Here is a 16,877-nt window from a genome sequence, read left to right as displayed (position 1 = left end):
GTGAGGATGATGATGGTTCACGCGCGCCGCGGCAGCATCGGCCGCTACTACGACGTCAATGGCTGGCTCTTCGTCGCCCCGGTGCTCGGGCTGATCGGCCTTTTCATGATCTATCCGATCTTCTGGTCGCTCTGGATGTCCTTCCAGTCCGGCCGCGGCATGATGATGAAGTTCGTCGGCTTCGGGAACATCGTCCGCCTCTGGAACGATCCGGTTTTCATCAAGGCGCTCACCAACACGATGACCTATTTCGTCGTGCAGGTGCCGATCATGATCCTGCTGGCGCTGATCCTTGCCTCGATCCTCAACAATCCGCGGCTCTTCGGGCGGGGCCTTTTCCGAACCGCGATCTTCCTGCCCTGCGTTACCTCGCTGGTCGCCTATTCGGTGCTCTTCAAGGGCATGTTCGCCACCGACGGCGTCGTCAATTCGACGCTTCAGGCGATCGGCATCGTTTCCTCCCCCATTCCATGGCTGACCCATCCCTTCTGGGCGAAAGCGCTTGTCATCATCGCCATCACATGGCGCTGGACGGGCTACAACATGATCTTCTATCTCGCGGCGCTCCAGAACATCGACAGGTCGATCTACGAGGTGGCGCGCATAGACGGCGTCCCCGCCTGGGCACGCTTTACCCACATCACCATCCCGCTCCTGAAACCGGTTATCCTCTTCACCACGGTCATCTCGACGATCGGCACGGTGCAGCTTTTCGACGAGGTCTACAATCTCACGGAGGGCCGGGGCGGGCCGTCCAACGCGACGCTGACGCTGTCGCTCTATATCTACAACCTCACCTTCCGCTTCATGCCGAATTTCGGCTATGCGGCGACTGTCTCCTACGTCATCGTCGTGCTCGTCGCGCTTCTCGCCTTCTTCCAGTTCTTCGCGGCCCGGGAGCGCGACAAATGACGAACGGCATCGGACGCGCGGCCGGCGCGCTTCTCACCTACAGCTTCCTGGGATTGATGGCTTTCCTCTCCGTCTTCCCCTTCTTCTGGATGGTGCTCGGCGCCACCAATTCGTCGATCGATATCATCAAGGGCAGGGTGCTGCCGGGTGCAGCCCTCGCAACCAATGTCGGCACCTTCTTCGCCCAGGTGAATGCGCCGCTCGTCTTTTGGAATTCCGCAAAGATCGCGATCCTTTCGACAGTGCTGACGCTCACCGTCTCGTCGCTCGCCGGCTACGGTTTCGAGATATTCCGCTCGCGCCACCGCGAGCGTCTCTATCGCGCCATGCTCTTGACGTTGATGATCCCGTTCGCGGCGCTGATGATCCCGCTTTTCATCATGATGGGCCAGGCGGGCCTCATCAACACGCACATCGCCGTCGTGCTGCCGACGATCGGCTCGGCCTTCGTCGTCTTCTATTTCCGCCAGTGCACGAAGGCGTTCCCGTCCGAACTGCGCGACGCCGCGAAGGTCGACGGGCTGAAAGAATGGCAGATCTTTCTCTTCATCTACGTGCCGGTGATGCGCTCCACCTATGCGGCGGCCTTCATCATTGTCTTCATGACGGCCTGGAACAATTATCTCTGGCCGCTGATCGTGCTGCAGTCGAACGAGACGAAGACGATCACGCTGGTGATTTCCTCGCTCGCCTCTGCCTATTACCCCGATTACGGCGTCGTCATGGTCGGAACCGTGCTCGCAACGCTTCCGACCCTTGCCGTCTTCTTCTTCATGCAACGTCAGTTCGTCCAGGGCATGCTGGGCTCAGTCAAATAGGAATGATGATGCGCTCTGTTACTTCGTTCAACGATTCATGGATCTTCTCAGACGGCTTCGCAGCTGCCGAAGCCGGCAAACCATTGGCCGGAAAGACCGTCAGCCTGCCGCACAACGCGGTCGAACTGCCGTTCAACTATTTCGACGAGACGTCCTATCAGCGCGCCTTCACCTATCAGAAAGCGCTACCCTGGCGCGCCGAGTTCGCGGAGCGCGAAGTCTCGCTCGTCTTCGATGCCGCCATGGCGGATGCCGTCGTCTATCTGAACGGCGAGGCGATCATCGCCCACAGGGACGGCTATACGCCATTCGAGGCGCGGCTGACCGGCAAGCTCCGGCAGGGCGACAACCTGATCACTGTCAAGATCGACGGCAGCGAGAATCCGGAGATCCCGCCCTTCGGCGGCCGGATCGACTATCTCACCTATGCCGGCATCTATCGCGACGTCTGGCTGAAGATCACCGACGCTGTCTCGATCGCCAACATCAAGGTCGAGACGCGCGACGCCTTGAGCGACGCCAAGTCCGTCACCGTCCGCTGCGATCTCGCGAACCCGCAGGGTCTCTCCTTCTCCGGAACGGTGACGGCGCTTCTGAGAGACGCGGAAGGCGAACTCCTGGCGGAGGCGGTCGGCGAGACCCGCGGAGAAAGCGTCACGCTCGAAATGAGCGGCCTCACAGGTCTGTCGCTCTGGGATGTCGACAATCCAGTGCTTTACCAGGTCGAGGTGCAGCTGAGGACCGATCACGGCCGCGACCTCCTCTCCTCCCGTTTCGGCTTCCGCACGGCGGAGTTCACCACCGAAGGCTTCCGGCTGAATGGCCGCCCGCTCAGGATCCGCGGCCTCAACCGACACCAGTCCTTCCCCTATGTCGGCTATGCCATGGGCCGCAGCGCGCAGGAGCGCGACGCAGAAATCCTCAAGCACACGCTTCATTGCAATCTCGTGCGCACCTCGCATTACCCGCAGTCGAAATGGTTCCTCGACCATTGCGACCGGATCGGCCTGCTCGTCTTCGAGGAGATTCCGGGCTGGCAGCACATCGGCGGCGAAGAATGGAAAGAGGAGGCGATCCGGAACGTTCGCCGCATGATCGAGCGCGACTGGAACCACCCGTCGATCGTCATCTGGGGCGTCAGGATCAACGAGTCGCAGGATTCGCACGACTTCTATGTCGAGACCAACCGGCTGGCGCGCGAACTCGACCCGACGCGGCAGACCGGCGGCGTGCGCTACATCACCGACAGCGAATTTCTGGAAGACGTTTACACGATGAACGACTTCATCCTCGGCAACGAGGAGCTGCCGGGGTCGAACCGGCCGCGCACGGCGCTCCGCCCGCAAGAGGAATGCACCGGGCTCTCGCGTAAGGTGCCCTATCTCATCACCGAGTTCGGCGGCCACATGTATCCGACGAAGATCTACGATCAGGAGCAGCGCCAGGCCGAGCATGTGCGCCGGCATCTCGAAGTGCTGAATGCCGCCCACGCGAGCCCAAGTATTTCCGGCGCGATCGGCTGGTGCATGTTCGACTACAACACCCACAAGGATTTCGGCTCGGGCGACCGCATCTGCTACCACGGCGTCATGGACATGTTCCGCGAGCCGAAGTTCGCGGCCTATGTCTATGCGAGCCAGTGCGATCCGTCGGAAGAAGTGGTGATGAAGCCCGTGACCTTCTGGGCGCGCGGCGAGCGCAACATCGGCGGCGTGCTGCCCTTGATCGTGCTCACCAATTGCGACGAGGTCGAGCTGAAGTACGGGTCGTTGACGAAGCGGGTAGGCCGGGACCGTGAAAACTTCCCGCATCTGCCGCACCCCCCCGTCGTCATCGACCACCGCCACTTCACCAAGGACGAGCTCGGCGTCTGGGGCATGAAGTGGGAAAGCGCGGAATTCACCGGCTTCATCGCCGGCAAACCCGTGGCCAGCCTGCGCATGGTCGCCGATCCCGTCCCGACCACCTTGCAGGTCGAGGCTGACAGCAAGACGCTTCATGCCGAAGGCCGCGACAGCGTGCGGGTCATCGTCCGCGCGCTGGATCAGGTCGGCAACATCCTGCCTTTCCTGAACGACGCCGCCGACATCGCGGTAGAAGGTCCGGCGCGGCTGATGGGGCCGGACCGGATTGTCTTCCAGGGAGGCTCGACCGGGTTCTGGCTGGAATCGACGGGGAAAGCGGGCGACGCTGTCGTCACCGTCACTTCTTCGCGGCTCGGTTCGGCGAAGCTTGAACTCTCCGTCGCGGGGGCAGCGAGCGCATGAGCGAGCTGCAACTCAGCGACATCCGCAAATCCTATGGCAGCCTGGAGGTCATCAAGGGCGTCGATCTCGACATAAAATCCGGCGAGTTCGTCGTCTTCGTCGGCCCGTCCGGCTGCGGCAAGTCGACCCTTTTGCGAATGATCGCCGGTCTCGAGGAGATCACCTCCGGCGATCTGACGATCGACGGCGAGCGGATGAACGATGTCGATCCGTCGAAGCGCGGCATCGCCATGGTTTTCCAGTCCTATGCGCTCTACCCGCATATGACCGTGCGCGAGAACATGGGCTTTGCGCTGCGCTTCGCCGGCGTCGCCAAGGCGGAGATCGAACGCCGCGTCGGCGAGGCGGCCAAAATCCTCGAACTGGACCCGTTGCTCGACCGGAAGCCGAAACAGCTTTCCGGCGGGCAGCGCCAGCGCGTGGCGATCGGCCGCGCGATCGTCAGGCACCCGAAGATCTTTCTCTTCGACGAACCGCTTTCCAATCTCGACGCGGAGTTGCGCGTGCACATGCGCATCGAGATCGCGCGGCTCCACAAGACGCTCGCGACCACGATCGTCTACGTCACCCACGACCAGGTCGAGGCGATGACGCTGGCCGACAAGATCGTGGTCATGCGCGGCGGCGTGGTCGAGCAGGTCGGCTCGCCGCTCGAACTTTACGACGACCCCGCCAATCTGTTCGTCGCCGGCTTCATCGGCTCGCCGAAGATGAACTTCCTCAAGGGTGCGATCGAGCCCGGCGACGGCGAGCAGCTTTGTGTGCGCCTGCCGGATTACGCAGACGCGAAGATCCCGGTGCAGGTGGCGGCGGCGGTGCCGGGAACCCCGGTAACCGTCGGCATCCGGCCGGAGCACTTCAACGAGACCGGGCCGGCGGCCCTCGATCTGACGATCGACATGCTCGAACATCTCGGCGGCGAGACCTTCGCCTATGCCCGCCACGGCAAGGGCGATCTCGTCGTCATCGAAACGAAAAAGGGCCGCGGCCTAAAATCGGGCGACCGCATCGCCGCCCGCTTCGACCCTGCTTGCGCGCTGGTGTTCGACGTCAATGGCAGGCGCCTGCGGTAGCCCGATCTTCTGCCCGCCACCGTTCGTTCAAAGCATCAGCTACTGCATGTTTCCTTAAATCGCAGCCGATTTAAGGTCAAAAAACATGCAGCAATTCAAAGTGCTACAGCGTCCTTTGCGCGCCCTATCAGACGCGCGGCGCTGTAAGACCGCCGATGCAAACATATTTTGTGTCGAGATAATCTTCGATGCCCTGGTGCCCGCCTTCGCGACCGAGGCCGGACTCCTTGACGCCACCGAAGGGAGCTTCCGGTGTGGTGATGAGCCCCTCATTGACGCCCACCATGCCGTATTTCAGGCCCTCTGAAACCCGGAACGCCCGAGCGAGGTTGCTGGTGTAGAAATAGCAGGCGAGCCCATATTCGGTGTCGTTGGCGAGCGCGACGGCCTCTTCCTCCTTTTCGAAGCGGAAGACGGGGGCGACGGGGCCGAAGATCTCCTCCTTCATGAAGCGCATGTCCGTCGTCGCTTCCGAGATCACAGTCGGCCGGAAAAATGTGCCGCCGAGCTCGTGTCGCGTGCCGCCGGTGACGATCTTTCCGCCCTTCGAGGTGGCATCCGCGATCAATTCCTCGACCTTTTCCACCGCGTTCCCGTCGATCAGCGGGCCCTGCTGGACGCCTTCCTCGAGCCCCGATCCGACCTTCAGCTTGTCGCAAGCCTCAGCGAGCTTCTCGACGAAGCGGTCGTAGACGCCGCTCTGCACGAAGAAACGGTTGGTGCATACGCAGGTCTGCCCGGAGTTGCGATATTTCGCGACCATCGCACCCTCGACGGCACGGTCCAGGTCGGCATCGTCGAAAACGAGGAAGGGGGCGTTGCCGCCAAGTTCCATCGAAACCTTCTTCACGGTCGACGCCGCCTTTGTGAGGAGAAGCTTGCCGACCTCGGTCGAGCCGGTGAAGGTGATCTTCTTCACCGCCGGGTTCTCGCAGAGCTCGTCGCCGATCTCCGACGCCGAGCCCGTGACGATATTGACCACGCCGGGCGGGATACCGGCCTCCTCGCAGAGAACGCCCCAGGCAAGACCCGAATAGGGCGTCTGGGAGGCGGGCTTGACCACGGCGGTGCAGCCGGCGGCGATTGCCGGGCCGATCTTGCGCGCCAGCATGGACGACGGGAAGTTCCACGGGGTGATCGCCGCAATCACGCCCACCGGTTCCTTCGTCACGAGGATACGGCGGTCGGCCCAGGGGCTCGGCACGGTGTCGCCGTAGGTGCGTCGCGCCTCTTCGGCAAACCAGAGAACGTAGGCGGCCGAAGCGCCGATCTCGCCCCGGGCTTCGGCGAGTGATTTCCCCTGCTCGAGGGTCAGCAGATAGGCCAGCGCCTCCTGGTTATCGATGAGCGCGTCATGCAGCTTGCGCAGCAGCTTCGAGCGCTCCAGTGCCGTCGTCTTGGAAAAAGTCTGAAAAGCCTTGTCCGCCGCTTCTATCGCGCGCCTGGTCTCGATCCTGCCGGCCTTCGGCACGACGCCGATCTTCTGCCCTGTCGCAGGATTGGTCACGTCGATGGTCGCGCCGGCATCGGCCTGAACCCACTTGCCATCGATCAGGTTGGCCTCGCGCATGAAATGGCTGCTCTTTTGAAGCATCGCGGTCTCCTCAAATGTATGTTGATTAACGCTCCGTGGACCTTGCTATTGCTGCATGCCCCAACGGCGCACCGTCTTCTCCTCGATCTTGCGGAAGACCAGGTTTTCAATGGCCAGACCGATGATGATCACCGTCAGCAGCCCCGCGAAGACGTCGGGAATGTCGAGCAGGTTCTTGCGCTCGTAGATGAACCAGCCGAGCCCTCCTCGGCCAGAGCTGACGCCGAAGACGAGTTCGGCCGCGATCAGCGTCCGCCACGCAAAGGCCCACCCGATCTTGAGCCCGGTCAGGATACTCGGCAGCGCGGCCGGAATCAGGATCATGCAGACGAGCCGCGGACCGGAGAGGCTGCAGTTCTGCCCCACCATGCGCAGCGTGTTCGATACCGCGCGAAACCCGGAATGCGTGTTGAGCGCCACAGTCCAGAGAACCGAATGGACGAGGACGAAGATGAGGCTGCCCGATCCCAGGCCAAACCAGGTCATCGCGAGCGGCAGCAAGGCAATTGCCGGCAACGGATTGAAGATCGACGTCATCGTCTCGAGAAAGTCGGAGCCGATCCGCGTACCGATCGCAAGAAAGGTCAGGACGCCGGCAAGCATGATGCCGATTGCATAGCCTGCGAGCAGCATCTGGATCGAGGCCCAGGCGCGAATGACCAGGATGCCGCTGGCGGCGCCTTCGACAAGAGCTTCAACGGTCTCGGCAAATGTCGGGAACAGCAGGGCGTTGTTCAGCCACCGCGCATAGACTTCCCAGATGACGGCAAGCACGATCAGCATGACCAGCTTTCGCAGCCAATTCAGATTGTAGATCTTGTCAAAGGCTGTAAGCGGCTTCTCGACGACGCCGTGCGCCTCTCCCTCCATTCTGGAGACGGCGATATGCGGAGCTGGGGTCATATCAGACATGCTCGACCTCCTCGATCTCTTCGGCGAAGAGCATGTTATGGATCTCTTTTTCGAGCGCGGCAGCGGCGGACGGCGCCATGCCGTAGGGAATATCGTCGATACGGGCTTTCACGCGACCGGGGTGAGGTGAAAGCAGCAGGATCCGGTTGCCGACCTTGATCGCCTCGGCAATCGAGTGCGTTACGAACAGAACCGTGAACTTCGTACCCTCCCACAGGGCCAACAGTTCATCTTGCATCTTGCGCCGGGTAAGCGCGTCGAGCGCGGCGAAGGGTTCGTCCATCAGCAGAATGTCGGGTTCCATCGCCATGCCGCGGGCGATTGCCACGCGCTGCTTCATGCCGCCCGAGAGCGTATGCGGATAGCTGTCGGCGAACCGTGCGAGCCCGACCTTGGCGATGGCGTCGGCGGCTTTCTCCCGCGCCGCCGCCCCGCGCAGCTTGCGCGAGGCCTCCAACGCGAAGACGACATTCTCCTTGACCGTCTTCCACGGAAGCAGCTGATCGAACTCCTGAAAGACCATCATCCGGTCTGGCCCCGGTGCGGCGATCTGCCGTCCGTTCAGGCTGATCTTGCCTTCGGTGGGCTTGAGATAGCCGCCCACGGCCTTGAGAAGGGTCGACTTGCCGCATCCCGAAGGACCAAGCAGGATGAAGCGGTCGGACCGGGACACGTCGAAATCGACCCGATAGGTCGCGGTAACGACGTGTTCCTGGGTCCTGTATTGGAGCGTGACGCCCTTGACGTTGAGGAGAGGTGCAGTCATCCCAACACCTCCTCAGCTTCCCGGAAGCGAATGGATATCCTCGAAGAAGTAGTCTTTCCAGGATTCCGCATCGGCTTCGAGTGTTCCGATCGAATGCATGAACTCCGCCAGCCGGAACGTTCCCTTCGGCACCGTTGTGAACTCGATTTCGGGGTTGTTGAGGAGCGCCAAGGTCTCTTCAAGCGAATCCTTCGCGCCCGTGACGTCGAGATAGATTTGCGCCGCCTTGGGTTTGTCGCTGCGGATCAGATCGGTCGCCTCGGTGATCGCCGCGAGGAAGGCCTTGTAGATACCCGGGTTCTGCTGTTGGAATTGCCGGGTGGTCCAGACCATCGAAAAGGTATGCGGCTCGCCGACCACGTCGTAAGAGCTCAGCACCTTGTGGATGTTCGGCAGCTTCAGCTCCTGATACTGGAAGGGCGGCAGGCTGACATTGGCGGTGACGGGGCTCTGATCCGACCGCAGGGCTGTCGTCGCGTCTACCGCGTTCATTCCGACAGTCAGCTCGTCGAGGCGGTCATAGGCGTCCATGCCGAATTTCTGCGCGGCAGCCATCTGGACGATGATCGCCTGGATGGAGACCTTGATTGCCGAGACCGCGATGCGGTCCTTCTCGGTGAAATCCTCGATCGAGCGGACGCCGGAATTCTTGGTGTTGAGATACATCGGCATGATCGCCTGATTGCAGACGCCGCGTACCTCCATCGGCGTTCCTTTCGTGCGCGACCACAGGGTGAGCATGGGCGGCGGTCCGCCCGTGGCGAACGACAGATTGCCGGAAATCAGGGCATCGTTCATCACCGAGCCGGAGCCAAGCGTGACCCATTCCGTGGCGACGCTGGCGAGCCCGGCCGCATCAAGATGCTTCCGGAACAGCGACTGGTGTTCCATCACCATCACCGGCAGGTGCGGGATGGCAAAACCACGGGCAACGGAAACGGAACCCGTTTCGGCTCGCGCCGGGCGAACCAGACCTGCGCCGCACAAGGCTGCAGCACCTGCCAGAAAATCACGTCGATGCATGTTCTCTCTCCCTCCCAGTGACCGCCGGCTGGCAGAGTCCCTCCCTCGCAGCCTGGCGGCAGAATTTAGCATCGGTAGTCTTGTATAAGTTATAAGTTAGAGGAGTCAACAGGGATTAACGGTAAAATGGCACCTGCAAGACCTCACTGCCGCCGAAACGGCGAGAGGCCGGTCGGAAGGGGAGAGAAGTTGTCAGGAAGGAAGACTTCAGGGCGATGAAGCAGTGGCGAACGCGCGGTCAGCCCACGGCCAGCAGGATATGCCCTGCGATCGTCTCTCCAGGCGCCAGAATGCGGAGGCCGTGATCCACCGTGAAATCCATCCGGTTGACGGCATCCGGCATGTGGCTGACCGGTTCGAAGGCGAAAAAGGATTGCCCCGCGGGCGTATAGACGATCGCCATCGAAAACAGCTCGTCCGCCGCAAAGCGCAAAGTGGGCAATCCGCCGCCAAGTTCTATCCTGGCGCGCCGCCTCCAGCCGGTGAAGCAATTGTTCAGCGTCGCGCATTCGACCCGACGTCCTCCATCGAAGGCACGGTCGGAAGTCACTGCAACGTGCTCCGTTGACAGATGGTCCGGTCCGGTCATCCACATGCCGGATGCGCTGAAGGCGAGGACCGTATCGGGCCGCAGAGGGAAAAACGGATGCCACCCGAGCCCGGCTGGCATCGGCCGCGTATCCACGTTTTCGAGCGAAAGCGCCACGCGCAGGCCTCGCGGTTCGAGCGTGAAGCTCTGCGTAGCGCGGAAGGCAAACGGCCAGCCGTCCGAGCCTCCCGGCCCGCAGCCGAAGGGACTGTGCTCGAGGACAAGCCTGCACGACGAAGTCGAGGCGTCGGCCACGGACCATGGAAGCTGCCAGCCATTGCCGTGCAGGGCGTGCTCCTCGCCGGCATTGCGGGCGAGCTCGTGCTCGCCCCCGAAAGAAAAGCGCCCGTGCGCGATGCGATTGGAGTAAGGCACGAGCGGGAAGGCGCTCGTTTGACGCACAATGCCTTTCTCCAGTGCCTCAGGCGGGGTCCGACGCATCAGGTCGGCCCCGGATTTCGTGAAGCCCGCGACCGAACCGCCGATATGCGGCGCGAGAGTGAGAACGAGGTCCCCCGCCGAGAGCCTTACAAGCGCGTCACCATTCCGCATAGGTGCCGTCGGGATGGGTCCAGTCGGCATCGGGCAGGCGCCAGTCCTGCTGCTTCGCGACAATTCCTTCCTCGTCCAGCACGATGCCGAGGCCGGGCGCATCGTTCAGAGCAAAGACGCCGTCGGCCGTGGTCAGCGGCTTGGTGTCCTTCAGATAGTCGAGCAGGTCGGCTTTGGGCAGTCCAGCAAACCCCGCGTGATAGTGCAGCCCGAGGCTCTGTTCCTGGATGACGATGTTCGGGCAGCAGAAGCCCACTTGCAGCGACGCCGCAAGCGATATCGGCCCGTTCGGGCAGTGCGGCGCGACCGCCACGTCGTAGACCTCGGCCATGCGGGCAATCTTCTCCAGCTCGAACAGTCCGGTGATCGAGACGTCCGGCTGGATGATGTCGATCGCACCGGTATCGAGCACCCGCTTGAACTCCCAGCGCGAATTGAGCCGCTCGCCGGTCGCGACGGGAATGGAGCGCGCGGCGCTTGCCAACATCTTCAGCGTTTCCTCGTTCTCCGGGGTCGTCGCCTCCTCGACCCACATCGGGTGGAACTGTTCCAGCTCGGCCAGCAGCGGCTTCAGGGCGGCGCGATGGACGCGCCCGTGGAGGTCGAGGGCGATATCGAGCTTGTTGCCGAAGGCATCGCGCAAAGCGCCCATGCGCGCGGCGGCGGCGTCGATCACGTTCCGCTGGCCGATGTGCCCCAACGCCGGCGTGGCGTTCATCTTGACTGCGGTGAAGCCCTCTTCCATCCGCTTGCGCGCATGCTCGACGATATCATTCGGACTGTCTCCGCCGATCCAGGCATAGGCACGCACGTGATTGCGCACGGCGCCGCCGAGGAACTCGTAGACGGGCATGTCGGCGCGTTGGCCCTTGATGTCCCACAATGCCTGTTCGATGCCGGCCGCCGCCGTTGCGAGGATCGGCCCGTGGCGGAAAAAGGCGCCACGGCGGAGGCGCTGCGCTATGTCCTCGATCCGCGAAACATCGACGCCCTTAAGATTGGCGGCCATGTCCTCGATCGCCGCAACGACGGCACGGGCGCGCTTCGGAATGATGGATTCGCCCCAACCGGTGAGACCATCATCCGTCGTCACCCGGACGAAGATCCACCGCGGGGGAACGCGGAAGGTTTCAATGCTGGCTATGCGAGACATAACTATGCTCCTGATTTCATGAGAGGACCGGCAAGGTCCGCAACTGCATCACCCGACGCGCCTGGGCTTTCGCAGGCCGGGCGCGGGTGTCGTTTGGCGACAGTACCGATCGCGGAAGAAGTGCGAGGCACGGCGCTACCGCAGCGCCGCGCCGCTTTCCGGATCGAAAAGGTAGAGGTGCTTTGCGTCAGCACGGAACGTAACGGCATCGCCGGCCCTGACCTGCTGTTCGCGTGGTACGCGCGCGGTCAGTTCACCGCCCTCCACGAAGAAGTGCACATACTGCTCCGAGCCGAGCATCTCGACGGCGTCGACCCTGCCGGGAAGCAGGATGTCTGCCGTCTCGTCTCCTGCCTGCGCGAGCGTAAGCCGTTCGGGGCGGATGCCGATCGTCACCTTCGCGTTTCCGTTCCGCGGCAGGAGCCCGCGCTGTGCATCGGTCAGGCGAACCCGCGGTGCGACAGCCGCCGCCTCGCCGTTACCGTTCATCTGCGCCGCGGGGCAGTCGAAGAAGCCCATCGCGGGCGTCCCGATGAAAGAAGCGACGAACTTGTTGTCCGGGCTGTCATAGAGTTCGTCGGGGGTGCCGACCTGATGGATGCGACCTTCCGCCATGACGACGATGCGGTCACCCATCGTCAGGGCCTCGACCTGGTCGTGCGTGACATAAACTGCCGTCGCCGATACCGCTCGATGCACCTTCATGATTTCCGTACGCATCTGGACGCGCAGATGGGCGTCGAGGTTGGAGAGCGGCTCGTCGAGCAGGAAGACCTTTGGATCGCGGACGATGGCGCGCCCGAGCGCGACGCGCTGACGCTGCCCGCCCGAAAGCTGCCGCGGCCGGCGTTCAAGGTAGGGTGCGATATTGAGCATCTCGGCCGACTTGCGCACGCGCCTGTCAATCTCGTCGGTCGGCATTTTGCGACGCTTCAGGCCGAACGCCATGTTGTCGTAGACCGACATGTGCGGGTAGAGGCCATAGTTCTGGAACACCATCGCTATGTCCCGGTCGCCGACGTCAACATCATTGACGCGGCGCTCGCCGAAAAAGAGGTCCCCCGCGGTGATATGCTCCAGCCCCGCTATAATGCGCAGCAGCGTAGTCTTGCCCGATCCCGAAGGGCCGACGAGGACGATGAATTCGCCTTCGTTGATTTCCAGATTGCAGTCGCGAAGAACGGACACGGCGCCGTAGTGCTTCTCGACATTGCGCAGCACGATTTTGGTCATTCCGGAATTCCTGATTCAGTTCTGTCACCGAAGGACTGTTCAAATGGGTCAGCCTTGCGGCTGATGCTGCGGCCGCCGTCAACGGGTAGCGCGGCGCCAGTGATGAAGGATGCGTCAGAGGAAGCGAGGAAGGTGACGGCCGCAGCCACTTCCGCAGCCTCGCCCTGACGCTCGAGCAGTGCCGCCGTCATCGGCATCTGCCGTTTGGCATCCGCACCATCGGCGAGTGCCTGCTTGAAAGCCTCGGTCGCGATCACGCCTGGCAGGACCGCGTTGACCCGAATGCCGGCCGGGGCCAGCTCAACCGCCAGTGCGCGTGTCAGTGCCGCGACGGCGCCCTTGCTCGCCACATAGGCCGCATAGGTCGGCACCGGCAAGCCGGCCTGGATCGAGCCGATATTGACGATCGCGCCAGCAGCGCCTTGCGCCTGCATCGCCCTGGCTGCCGCCCGGCAAAGTGCGGCAGTCGCCATGACGTTCACGGCGAAGATCTGCTCGAACTCCTCCTCGGAGGCGTCGAGGAAAGTCCGCCGCTCGCCGTGAAAGGCCGCATTGTTGACGAGGATGTCGAACCGCCCCCAGCGCTCGACTGCGGCGGGAACCAGCCGGTCCCGCTCGCCTTTCTTCGCGAGGTCGGCGACCACGGTATCGACCTCGGCCCCATTCGCACGAAGGACATCGGCAGCCGCGGCCAACCGCGTTCCGTCGAGATCCGTCATCAGGATGCGGGCACCCTCGGCCGCAAGACGCCGGCAGACGGCAAGACCGATGCCGCCCGCCGCGCCCGTGACAAGCGCGACCAGGCCGCTGAGCCGCTCGTGGTTGAGCTTGTTTCGATTGATATCAGGCACCTGCGACCGCTCCCGATGTAAGGCCGCGCACCATCGATCGCTGCACGGCGAAGAAGGCGATCATCAGCGGCAGGGTGGTGATCGTCGCCGCGGCCATCATGCCGCCCCAGTCCGTCTTGAACTGGCCCGTGAACGTGAGCACGAGGGCTGCCGGCAGCGTCTGCTTCTCAATCGTGGTGATGAAGGTCAGCGGATAGATGAGGTTGTTCCACGCTTCCATGAACACGAAGGTCCCGGTCGTCAGGATACCCGGCATGATCAGCGGCACGACCACCTTCAGCAGGATCTGCCAGCGGGGATAGCCGTCGACGCGGGCGGCCTCTTCGACCTCGATCGGCACGGCATCGACGAAGCTTTTCAGCATCCAGACCGCGAAAGGCAGGCCGAAGGTGGTGAAACCGACGACGAGGCCCGTGCCGCTGTCGAGCAGCTTGGCGTTGAGGAGCAGCAGATAGAGCGGCGCAAGCACGACCACCATCGGCAGCATTCGGAAGGAGAGTATGGCGTAGCCCACCGTCCCCGCCAGCCTGAAGCGCGCCCGCGAGAGGGCGTAGGCGGCCGGCGTGGCGATGACGACGCAGACGATCGCCGTCAGCAGGCAGCTCATGACGGTGTTGACGAAGAACGACACGAAGGGAAGCGACGTGCCCATGAGGCCGCTGTAGTTGGCGATCGTCGGCGCTTCCGGCCACAGGGTCGGGTCGAGGCGCGCCGCCTCCAGCTCTGTCTTGAAGGAGGTCGAGAGCATCCAGTAGATCGGTGCAAGGCTCCACAGGAGCGCGAAACCGATCGCGACCCAGCGGGCGATATTACCGGGTGACAGCCATCCGGCCCTGGAAGATTGAAGGTTGGGTTTCATCGGCTTTCCATCCGCAGCACGCGCATATAGATCCAGGCAAGCACCATCAGCATCGTCAGCCAGATCACGCCGACCGCCGAGGCATAACCGAACTCGAAGCGTTCGAAGGCGAGACGGTAGACGTAGACGACGAGCGTGCTGGTCGAATATCCGGGTCCGCCCTGAGTCATCGCCCAGATCTTGGCAAAATCGTTGAAGTTGGAGATCACCATCAGAAGACTGCTGATCAACAGCGGGTTGCGCAGGAACGGCAGCTTGATGTGCCAGATCATGCCCCAGGTACCGGCGCGGTCGACACGCGCCGATTCGATGACCTCGTTGGGGATCGCAGACAACGCGGCGCTGAGCAGCAGGAAGAAGAACGGCGCCATTGCCCAGACATTGGCCACCATGACGGCCGGCAGGGCGAGCGTTGACGAATTGAGCCAAGGTACCGGCGCATCGATGATACCGGTCGACAACAGCACCGCGTTGATGACGCCGCCGTTCTGCAGGTACATGTAGCGGAACAGGAATGCCACCACGACGAATGGCACGGCCCAGGGTGTCAGCAGCAGGGCACGTATTGCGCGGAACCGCGCGCCGCCCAGGTTTTCCATCAACAGGGCAAGTGCAAGCCCCAACAGCGCCGAAACGCCGACGCTGCCGAACGTATAGATCGCGGTGTTGGCAAGCGAACCCCAAAAGATGGGATCGCCGGCCAGCTTGGTATAGTTTGCCGCGCCGACGTAAGCGGCCGGCCTGAAGTCGAGCAGGTTGTAGTTCTGCACCGACAGCGCGATCGTGTAGACGATCGGATAGCCGACGACGACGGCCATGACGACCAGCGTCGGCAGCACCATCCGGTCGAGCCAGGGCTCGTGGCGCGCACGAGACCTGACACGAACTTCGGTCGTTGTTGTTTCAGCCGCCATTATTGCGGCAGCCCCAGCTGGATCGACGCGGCGATGTCGTCGATCGGCTGTGATCCTGTGACAGCCTCCTGGACGCCGGCCATGATCGCGGTGGCGGCGGCCGCGAAATCCGGGCCGTAAGGCTGCGGCGCGAGTGTCGGGATGATCTCGTCCGAGAAAGCCTTGAACACAGGCGTGCCGAGCGCGGCGTCAAGCTCCGCCTTACCCGTTGCCTTGATCGAGGGCAGCGAGGAATTGACGCTCATCGTATAGTTGGCGATCGCGTCGGGCGAGGTCGCGAGATACTCGATGAACTTCCAGGCCGCTTCCTTTTGTTTGCCGGAGGCGAACATGACGAGCTGGTGGCCGCCTTCGAAGGTCGTCGGCTTGCCGGCACCCGCCGGAAGTGTCGTCACGCCCCAGGTCTTGTAGAAATCATCGTCCGACATTTTGCTGGCACCCTGCATGACACCCTTGAGGAGTACCTGGTCCCAGATGAAGGCGACGTGTCCCTGAGCCGCGAGCGGCCTGAACTCGCCGATGCGCCGGCCCGGATCGATGTAGCCGGCTTGTGCGATCTTGCGCATCCAGCTGAGATACGCCTTCATCTCGGCGGACTCGGCTCCGGTTGCGCCCTCACCGACCGGCACTGCTCCAAAGCTCTTCATCCACGGCCAGTTCGAGCTCAGCGCGAAGGCGCGATTGGTCGTGTCGATCGCCAGCGGGATGACGTCCGGCTGGCTCGATTTGATGGCCGCGAGTGCGGCGGTCAGCTCGTCGATCGTGCGGGGCGGCTTGTTCGGATCGAGGCCCGCCTTCTGCATGATCTCCTTGTTGTACCAGAAGCCGGCCGGCGACTGGTTCCACGGAAATGCGAAAAGTCCGCCGTCATCGCGAAGACCGGCATCTGCGCCTTGCTTGAGGTTGGCTGCGAGGTTCTCTTTCACATAGCCGTCGAGCGGCTCCAACGCGCCGGTAAAGGCAAGCAGCACCGTATCGTTGCCGGCGATCTGCGCGACGTCCGGCGGATTGCCCGAACGCGCCCGCAGCACCAGCTGGCGCGCGATTTCGGAAAACGAGATCGCCTCGCTCACGACATCGATCTCGGGATTGGCAGCCTCGAAATCTGCTATCACCTTCTCGATGCCCGGCCGGGTGGTGCCCTCTGCCGCGGCCCAGTTGGCGAAGGTCAGCGTGATCTTGTCCTGGGCCGAGGCGGCGCCTCCCATGCCTGCGACCAGTGCTGCAATAGATATGGTGGCGAGCCGCAGCCCACGTCTGTCGAATCGTATCATCAAAACCCTCCCTTTCATCCGCGAACTCTCACCTCCCGTGAGCTCGCGTTCTTATATAAGACATAAGATATAATTTCTGGCAATGCG

General features: G+C 62.7%; 15 protein-coding genes. 4 read left to right on the top strand and 11 right to left on the bottom strand.

The window, feature by feature from the left end; translation table 11 throughout:
- Positions 1–12 precede the first annotated feature (12 nt).
- From QN222_RS22795 to QN222_RS22780, 4 genes are read left to right on the top strand one after another with little or no spacing between them, the layout of a single operon-like run.
- Positions 13–912, top strand: coding sequence for a sugar ABC transporter permease (locus QN222_RS22795; protein WP_283964587.1), 900 nt, complete (start codon positions 13–15; stop codon positions 910–912).
- Positions 909–1,730, top strand: a complete 822-nt coding sequence (locus tag QN222_RS22790; RefSeq protein WP_283964586.1) for a carbohydrate ABC transporter permease — start codon at positions 909–911, stop codon at positions 1,728–1,730. The genes QN222_RS22795 and QN222_RS22790 overlap by 4 nt, the downstream gene beginning before the upstream one ends.
- A gap of 8 nt (positions 1,731–1,738) precedes the next feature.
- Positions 1,739–3,997 carry a glycoside hydrolase family 2 protein gene (locus QN222_RS22785; RefSeq protein ID WP_283964585.1) on the top strand — a complete coding sequence of 753 codons (2,259 nt, stop codon included), beginning with the start codon at positions 1,739–1,741 and terminating at the stop codon, positions 3,995–3,997.
- Positions 3,994–5,070 (top strand): sn-glycerol-3-phosphate ABC transporter ATP-binding protein UgpC, encoded by a 1,077-nt coding sequence (locus QN222_RS22780; RefSeq protein WP_283964584.1) that lies wholly within the window; start codon positions 3,994–3,996, stop codon positions 5,068–5,070. The genes QN222_RS22785 and QN222_RS22780 overlap by 4 nt, the downstream gene beginning before the upstream one ends.
- A 127-nt stretch (positions 5,071–5,197) precedes the next feature.
- On the opposite strand, the gene QN222_RS22775 is transcribed toward QN222_RS22780, so the two are convergent.
- From QN222_RS22775 to QN222_RS22725, 11 genes are all read right to left on the bottom strand, one after another.
- The gene (locus tag QN222_RS22775; protein WP_283964583.1) at positions 5,198–6,664 is read right to left on the bottom strand and encodes an NAD-dependent succinate-semialdehyde dehydrogenase; all 1,467 of its coding nucleotides are present in this window, start codon (positions 6,662–6,664) and stop codon (positions 5,198–5,200) included.
- Between the two features lie 45 nt (positions 6,665–6,709).
- The gene (locus tag QN222_RS22770; RefSeq protein WP_283964594.1) at positions 6,710–7,567 is read right to left on the bottom strand and encodes an ABC transporter permease; all 858 of its coding nucleotides are present in this window, start codon (positions 7,565–7,567) and stop codon (positions 6,710–6,712) included.
- Between the two features lies 1 nt (position 7,568).
- Positions 7,569–8,342 carry an ABC transporter ATP-binding protein gene (locus tag QN222_RS22765; protein WP_283964582.1) on the bottom strand — a complete coding sequence of 258 codons (774 nt, stop codon included), beginning with the start codon at positions 8,340–8,342 and terminating at the stop codon, positions 7,569–7,571.
- A gap of 12 nt (positions 8,343–8,354) precedes the next feature.
- A complete protein-coding gene (locus QN222_RS22760) occupies positions 8,355–9,365 on the bottom strand; it encodes an ABC transporter substrate-binding protein (protein WP_283964581.1) in 1,011 nt (336 codons plus the stop codon).
- 238 nt (positions 9,366–9,603) lie between these two features.
- Positions 9,604–10,506, bottom strand: a complete 903-nt coding sequence (locus QN222_RS22755) for an aldose 1-epimerase (RefSeq protein WP_283964580.1) — start codon at positions 10,504–10,506, stop codon at positions 9,604–9,606.
- Positions 10,493–11,659, bottom strand: coding sequence for a galactonate dehydratase (gene dgoD / locus QN222_RS22750; protein WP_283964579.1), 1,167 nt, complete (start codon positions 11,657–11,659; stop codon positions 10,493–10,495). Before dgoD ends, QN222_RS22755 begins: the two co-directional genes overlap by 14 nt.
- A 135-nt stretch (positions 11,660–11,794) precedes the next feature.
- A complete protein-coding gene (locus QN222_RS22745) occupies positions 11,795–12,892 on the bottom strand; it encodes a sn-glycerol-3-phosphate ABC transporter ATP-binding protein UgpC (RefSeq protein WP_283964578.1) in 1,098 nt (365 codons plus the stop codon).
- Positions 12,889–13,743 carry a glucose 1-dehydrogenase gene (locus tag QN222_RS22740; protein ID WP_283964577.1) on the bottom strand — a complete coding sequence of 285 codons (855 nt, stop codon included), beginning with the start codon at positions 13,741–13,743 and terminating at the stop codon, positions 12,889–12,891. The genes QN222_RS22745 and QN222_RS22740 overlap by 4 nt, the downstream gene beginning before the upstream one ends.
- Entirely contained in the window at positions 13,736–14,602 is an 867-nt protein-coding gene (locus QN222_RS22735) for a carbohydrate ABC transporter permease (RefSeq protein ID WP_283964576.1), read from the bottom strand. The genes QN222_RS22740 and QN222_RS22735 overlap by 8 nt, the downstream gene beginning before the upstream one ends.
- Positions 14,599–15,516, bottom strand: a complete 918-nt coding sequence (locus tag QN222_RS22730) for a sugar ABC transporter permease (protein ID WP_284005602.1) — start codon at positions 15,514–15,516, stop codon at positions 14,599–14,601. Before QN222_RS22730 ends, QN222_RS22735 begins: the two co-directional genes overlap by 4 nt.
- Positions 15,516–16,790: an extracellular solute-binding protein gene (locus QN222_RS22725; protein ID WP_283964891.1), complete on the bottom strand. Its 1,275-nt coding sequence runs from the start codon at positions 16,788–16,790 to the stop codon at positions 15,516–15,518. The genes QN222_RS22730 and QN222_RS22725 overlap by 1 nt, the downstream gene beginning before the upstream one ends.
- Positions 16,791–16,877 lie beyond the last annotated feature (87 nt).

It is taken from the genome of Sinorhizobium sp. 6-70 (assembly GCF_030124375.1).
In the GTDB taxonomy this organism is placed as follows: domain Bacteria; phylum Pseudomonadota; class Alphaproteobacteria; order Rhizobiales; family Rhizobiaceae; genus Sinorhizobium.
The sequence above is the reverse complement of the archived record's forward strand: the minus strand, read 5'-3'. Positions and strand labels throughout refer to the sequence as shown.

What these genes read in the sequence shown, in the direction of transcription:
- QN222_RS22795 (WP_283964587.1), top strand. Translation starts at nt 13, where the DNA reads ATGGTTCACGCGCGCCGCGGCAGCATCGGCCGCTACTACGACGTCAAT.
- QN222_RS22790 (WP_283964586.1), top strand. Translation starts at nt 909, where the DNA reads ATGACGAACGGCATCGGACGCGCGGCCGGCGCGCTTCTCACCTACAGC.
- QN222_RS22785 (WP_283964585.1), top strand. Translation starts at nt 1,739, where the DNA reads ATGCGCTCTGTTACTTCGTTCAACGATTCATGGATCTTCTCAGACGGC.
- QN222_RS22780 (WP_283964584.1), top strand. Translation starts at nt 3,994, where the DNA reads ATGAGCGAGCTGCAACTCAGCGACATCCGCAAATCCTATGGCAGCCTG.
- QN222_RS22775 (WP_283964583.1), bottom strand. Translation starts at nt 6,664, where the DNA reads ATGCTTCAAAAGAGCAGCCATTTCATGCGCGAGGCCAACCTGATCGAT.
- QN222_RS22770 (WP_283964594.1), bottom strand. Translation starts at nt 7,567, where the DNA reads ATGACCCCAGCTCCGCATATCGCCGTCTCCAGAATGGAGGGAGAGGCG.
- QN222_RS22765 (WP_283964582.1), bottom strand. Translation starts at nt 8,342, where the DNA reads ATGACTGCACCTCTCCTCAACGTCAAGGGCGTCACGCTCCAATACAGG.
- QN222_RS22760 (WP_283964581.1), bottom strand. Translation starts at nt 9,365, where the DNA reads ATGCATCGACGTGATTTTCTGGCAGGTGCTGCAGCCTTGTGCGGCGCA.
- QN222_RS22755 (WP_283964580.1), bottom strand. Translation starts at nt 10,506, where the DNA reads ATGCGGAATGGTGACGCGCTTGTAAGGCTCTCGGCGGGGGACCTCGTT.
- dgoD (WP_283964579.1), bottom strand. Translation starts at nt 11,659, where the DNA reads ATGTCTCGCATAGCCAGCATTGAAACCTTCCGCGTTCCCCCGCGGTGG.
- QN222_RS22745 (WP_283964578.1), bottom strand. Translation starts at nt 12,892, where the DNA reads ATGACCAAAATCGTGCTGCGCAATGTCGAGAAGCACTACGGCGCCGTG.
- QN222_RS22735 (WP_283964576.1), bottom strand. Translation starts at nt 14,602, where the DNA reads ATGAAACCCAACCTTCAATCTTCCAGGGCCGGATGGCTGTCACCCGGT.
- QN222_RS22730 (WP_284005602.1), bottom strand. Translation starts at nt 15,516, where the DNA reads ATGGCGGCTGAAACAACAACGACCGAAGTTCGTGTCAGGTCTCGTGCG.
- QN222_RS22725 (WP_283964891.1), bottom strand. Translation starts at nt 16,790, where the DNA reads ATGATACGATTCGACAGACGTGGGCTGCGGCTCGCCACCATATCTATT.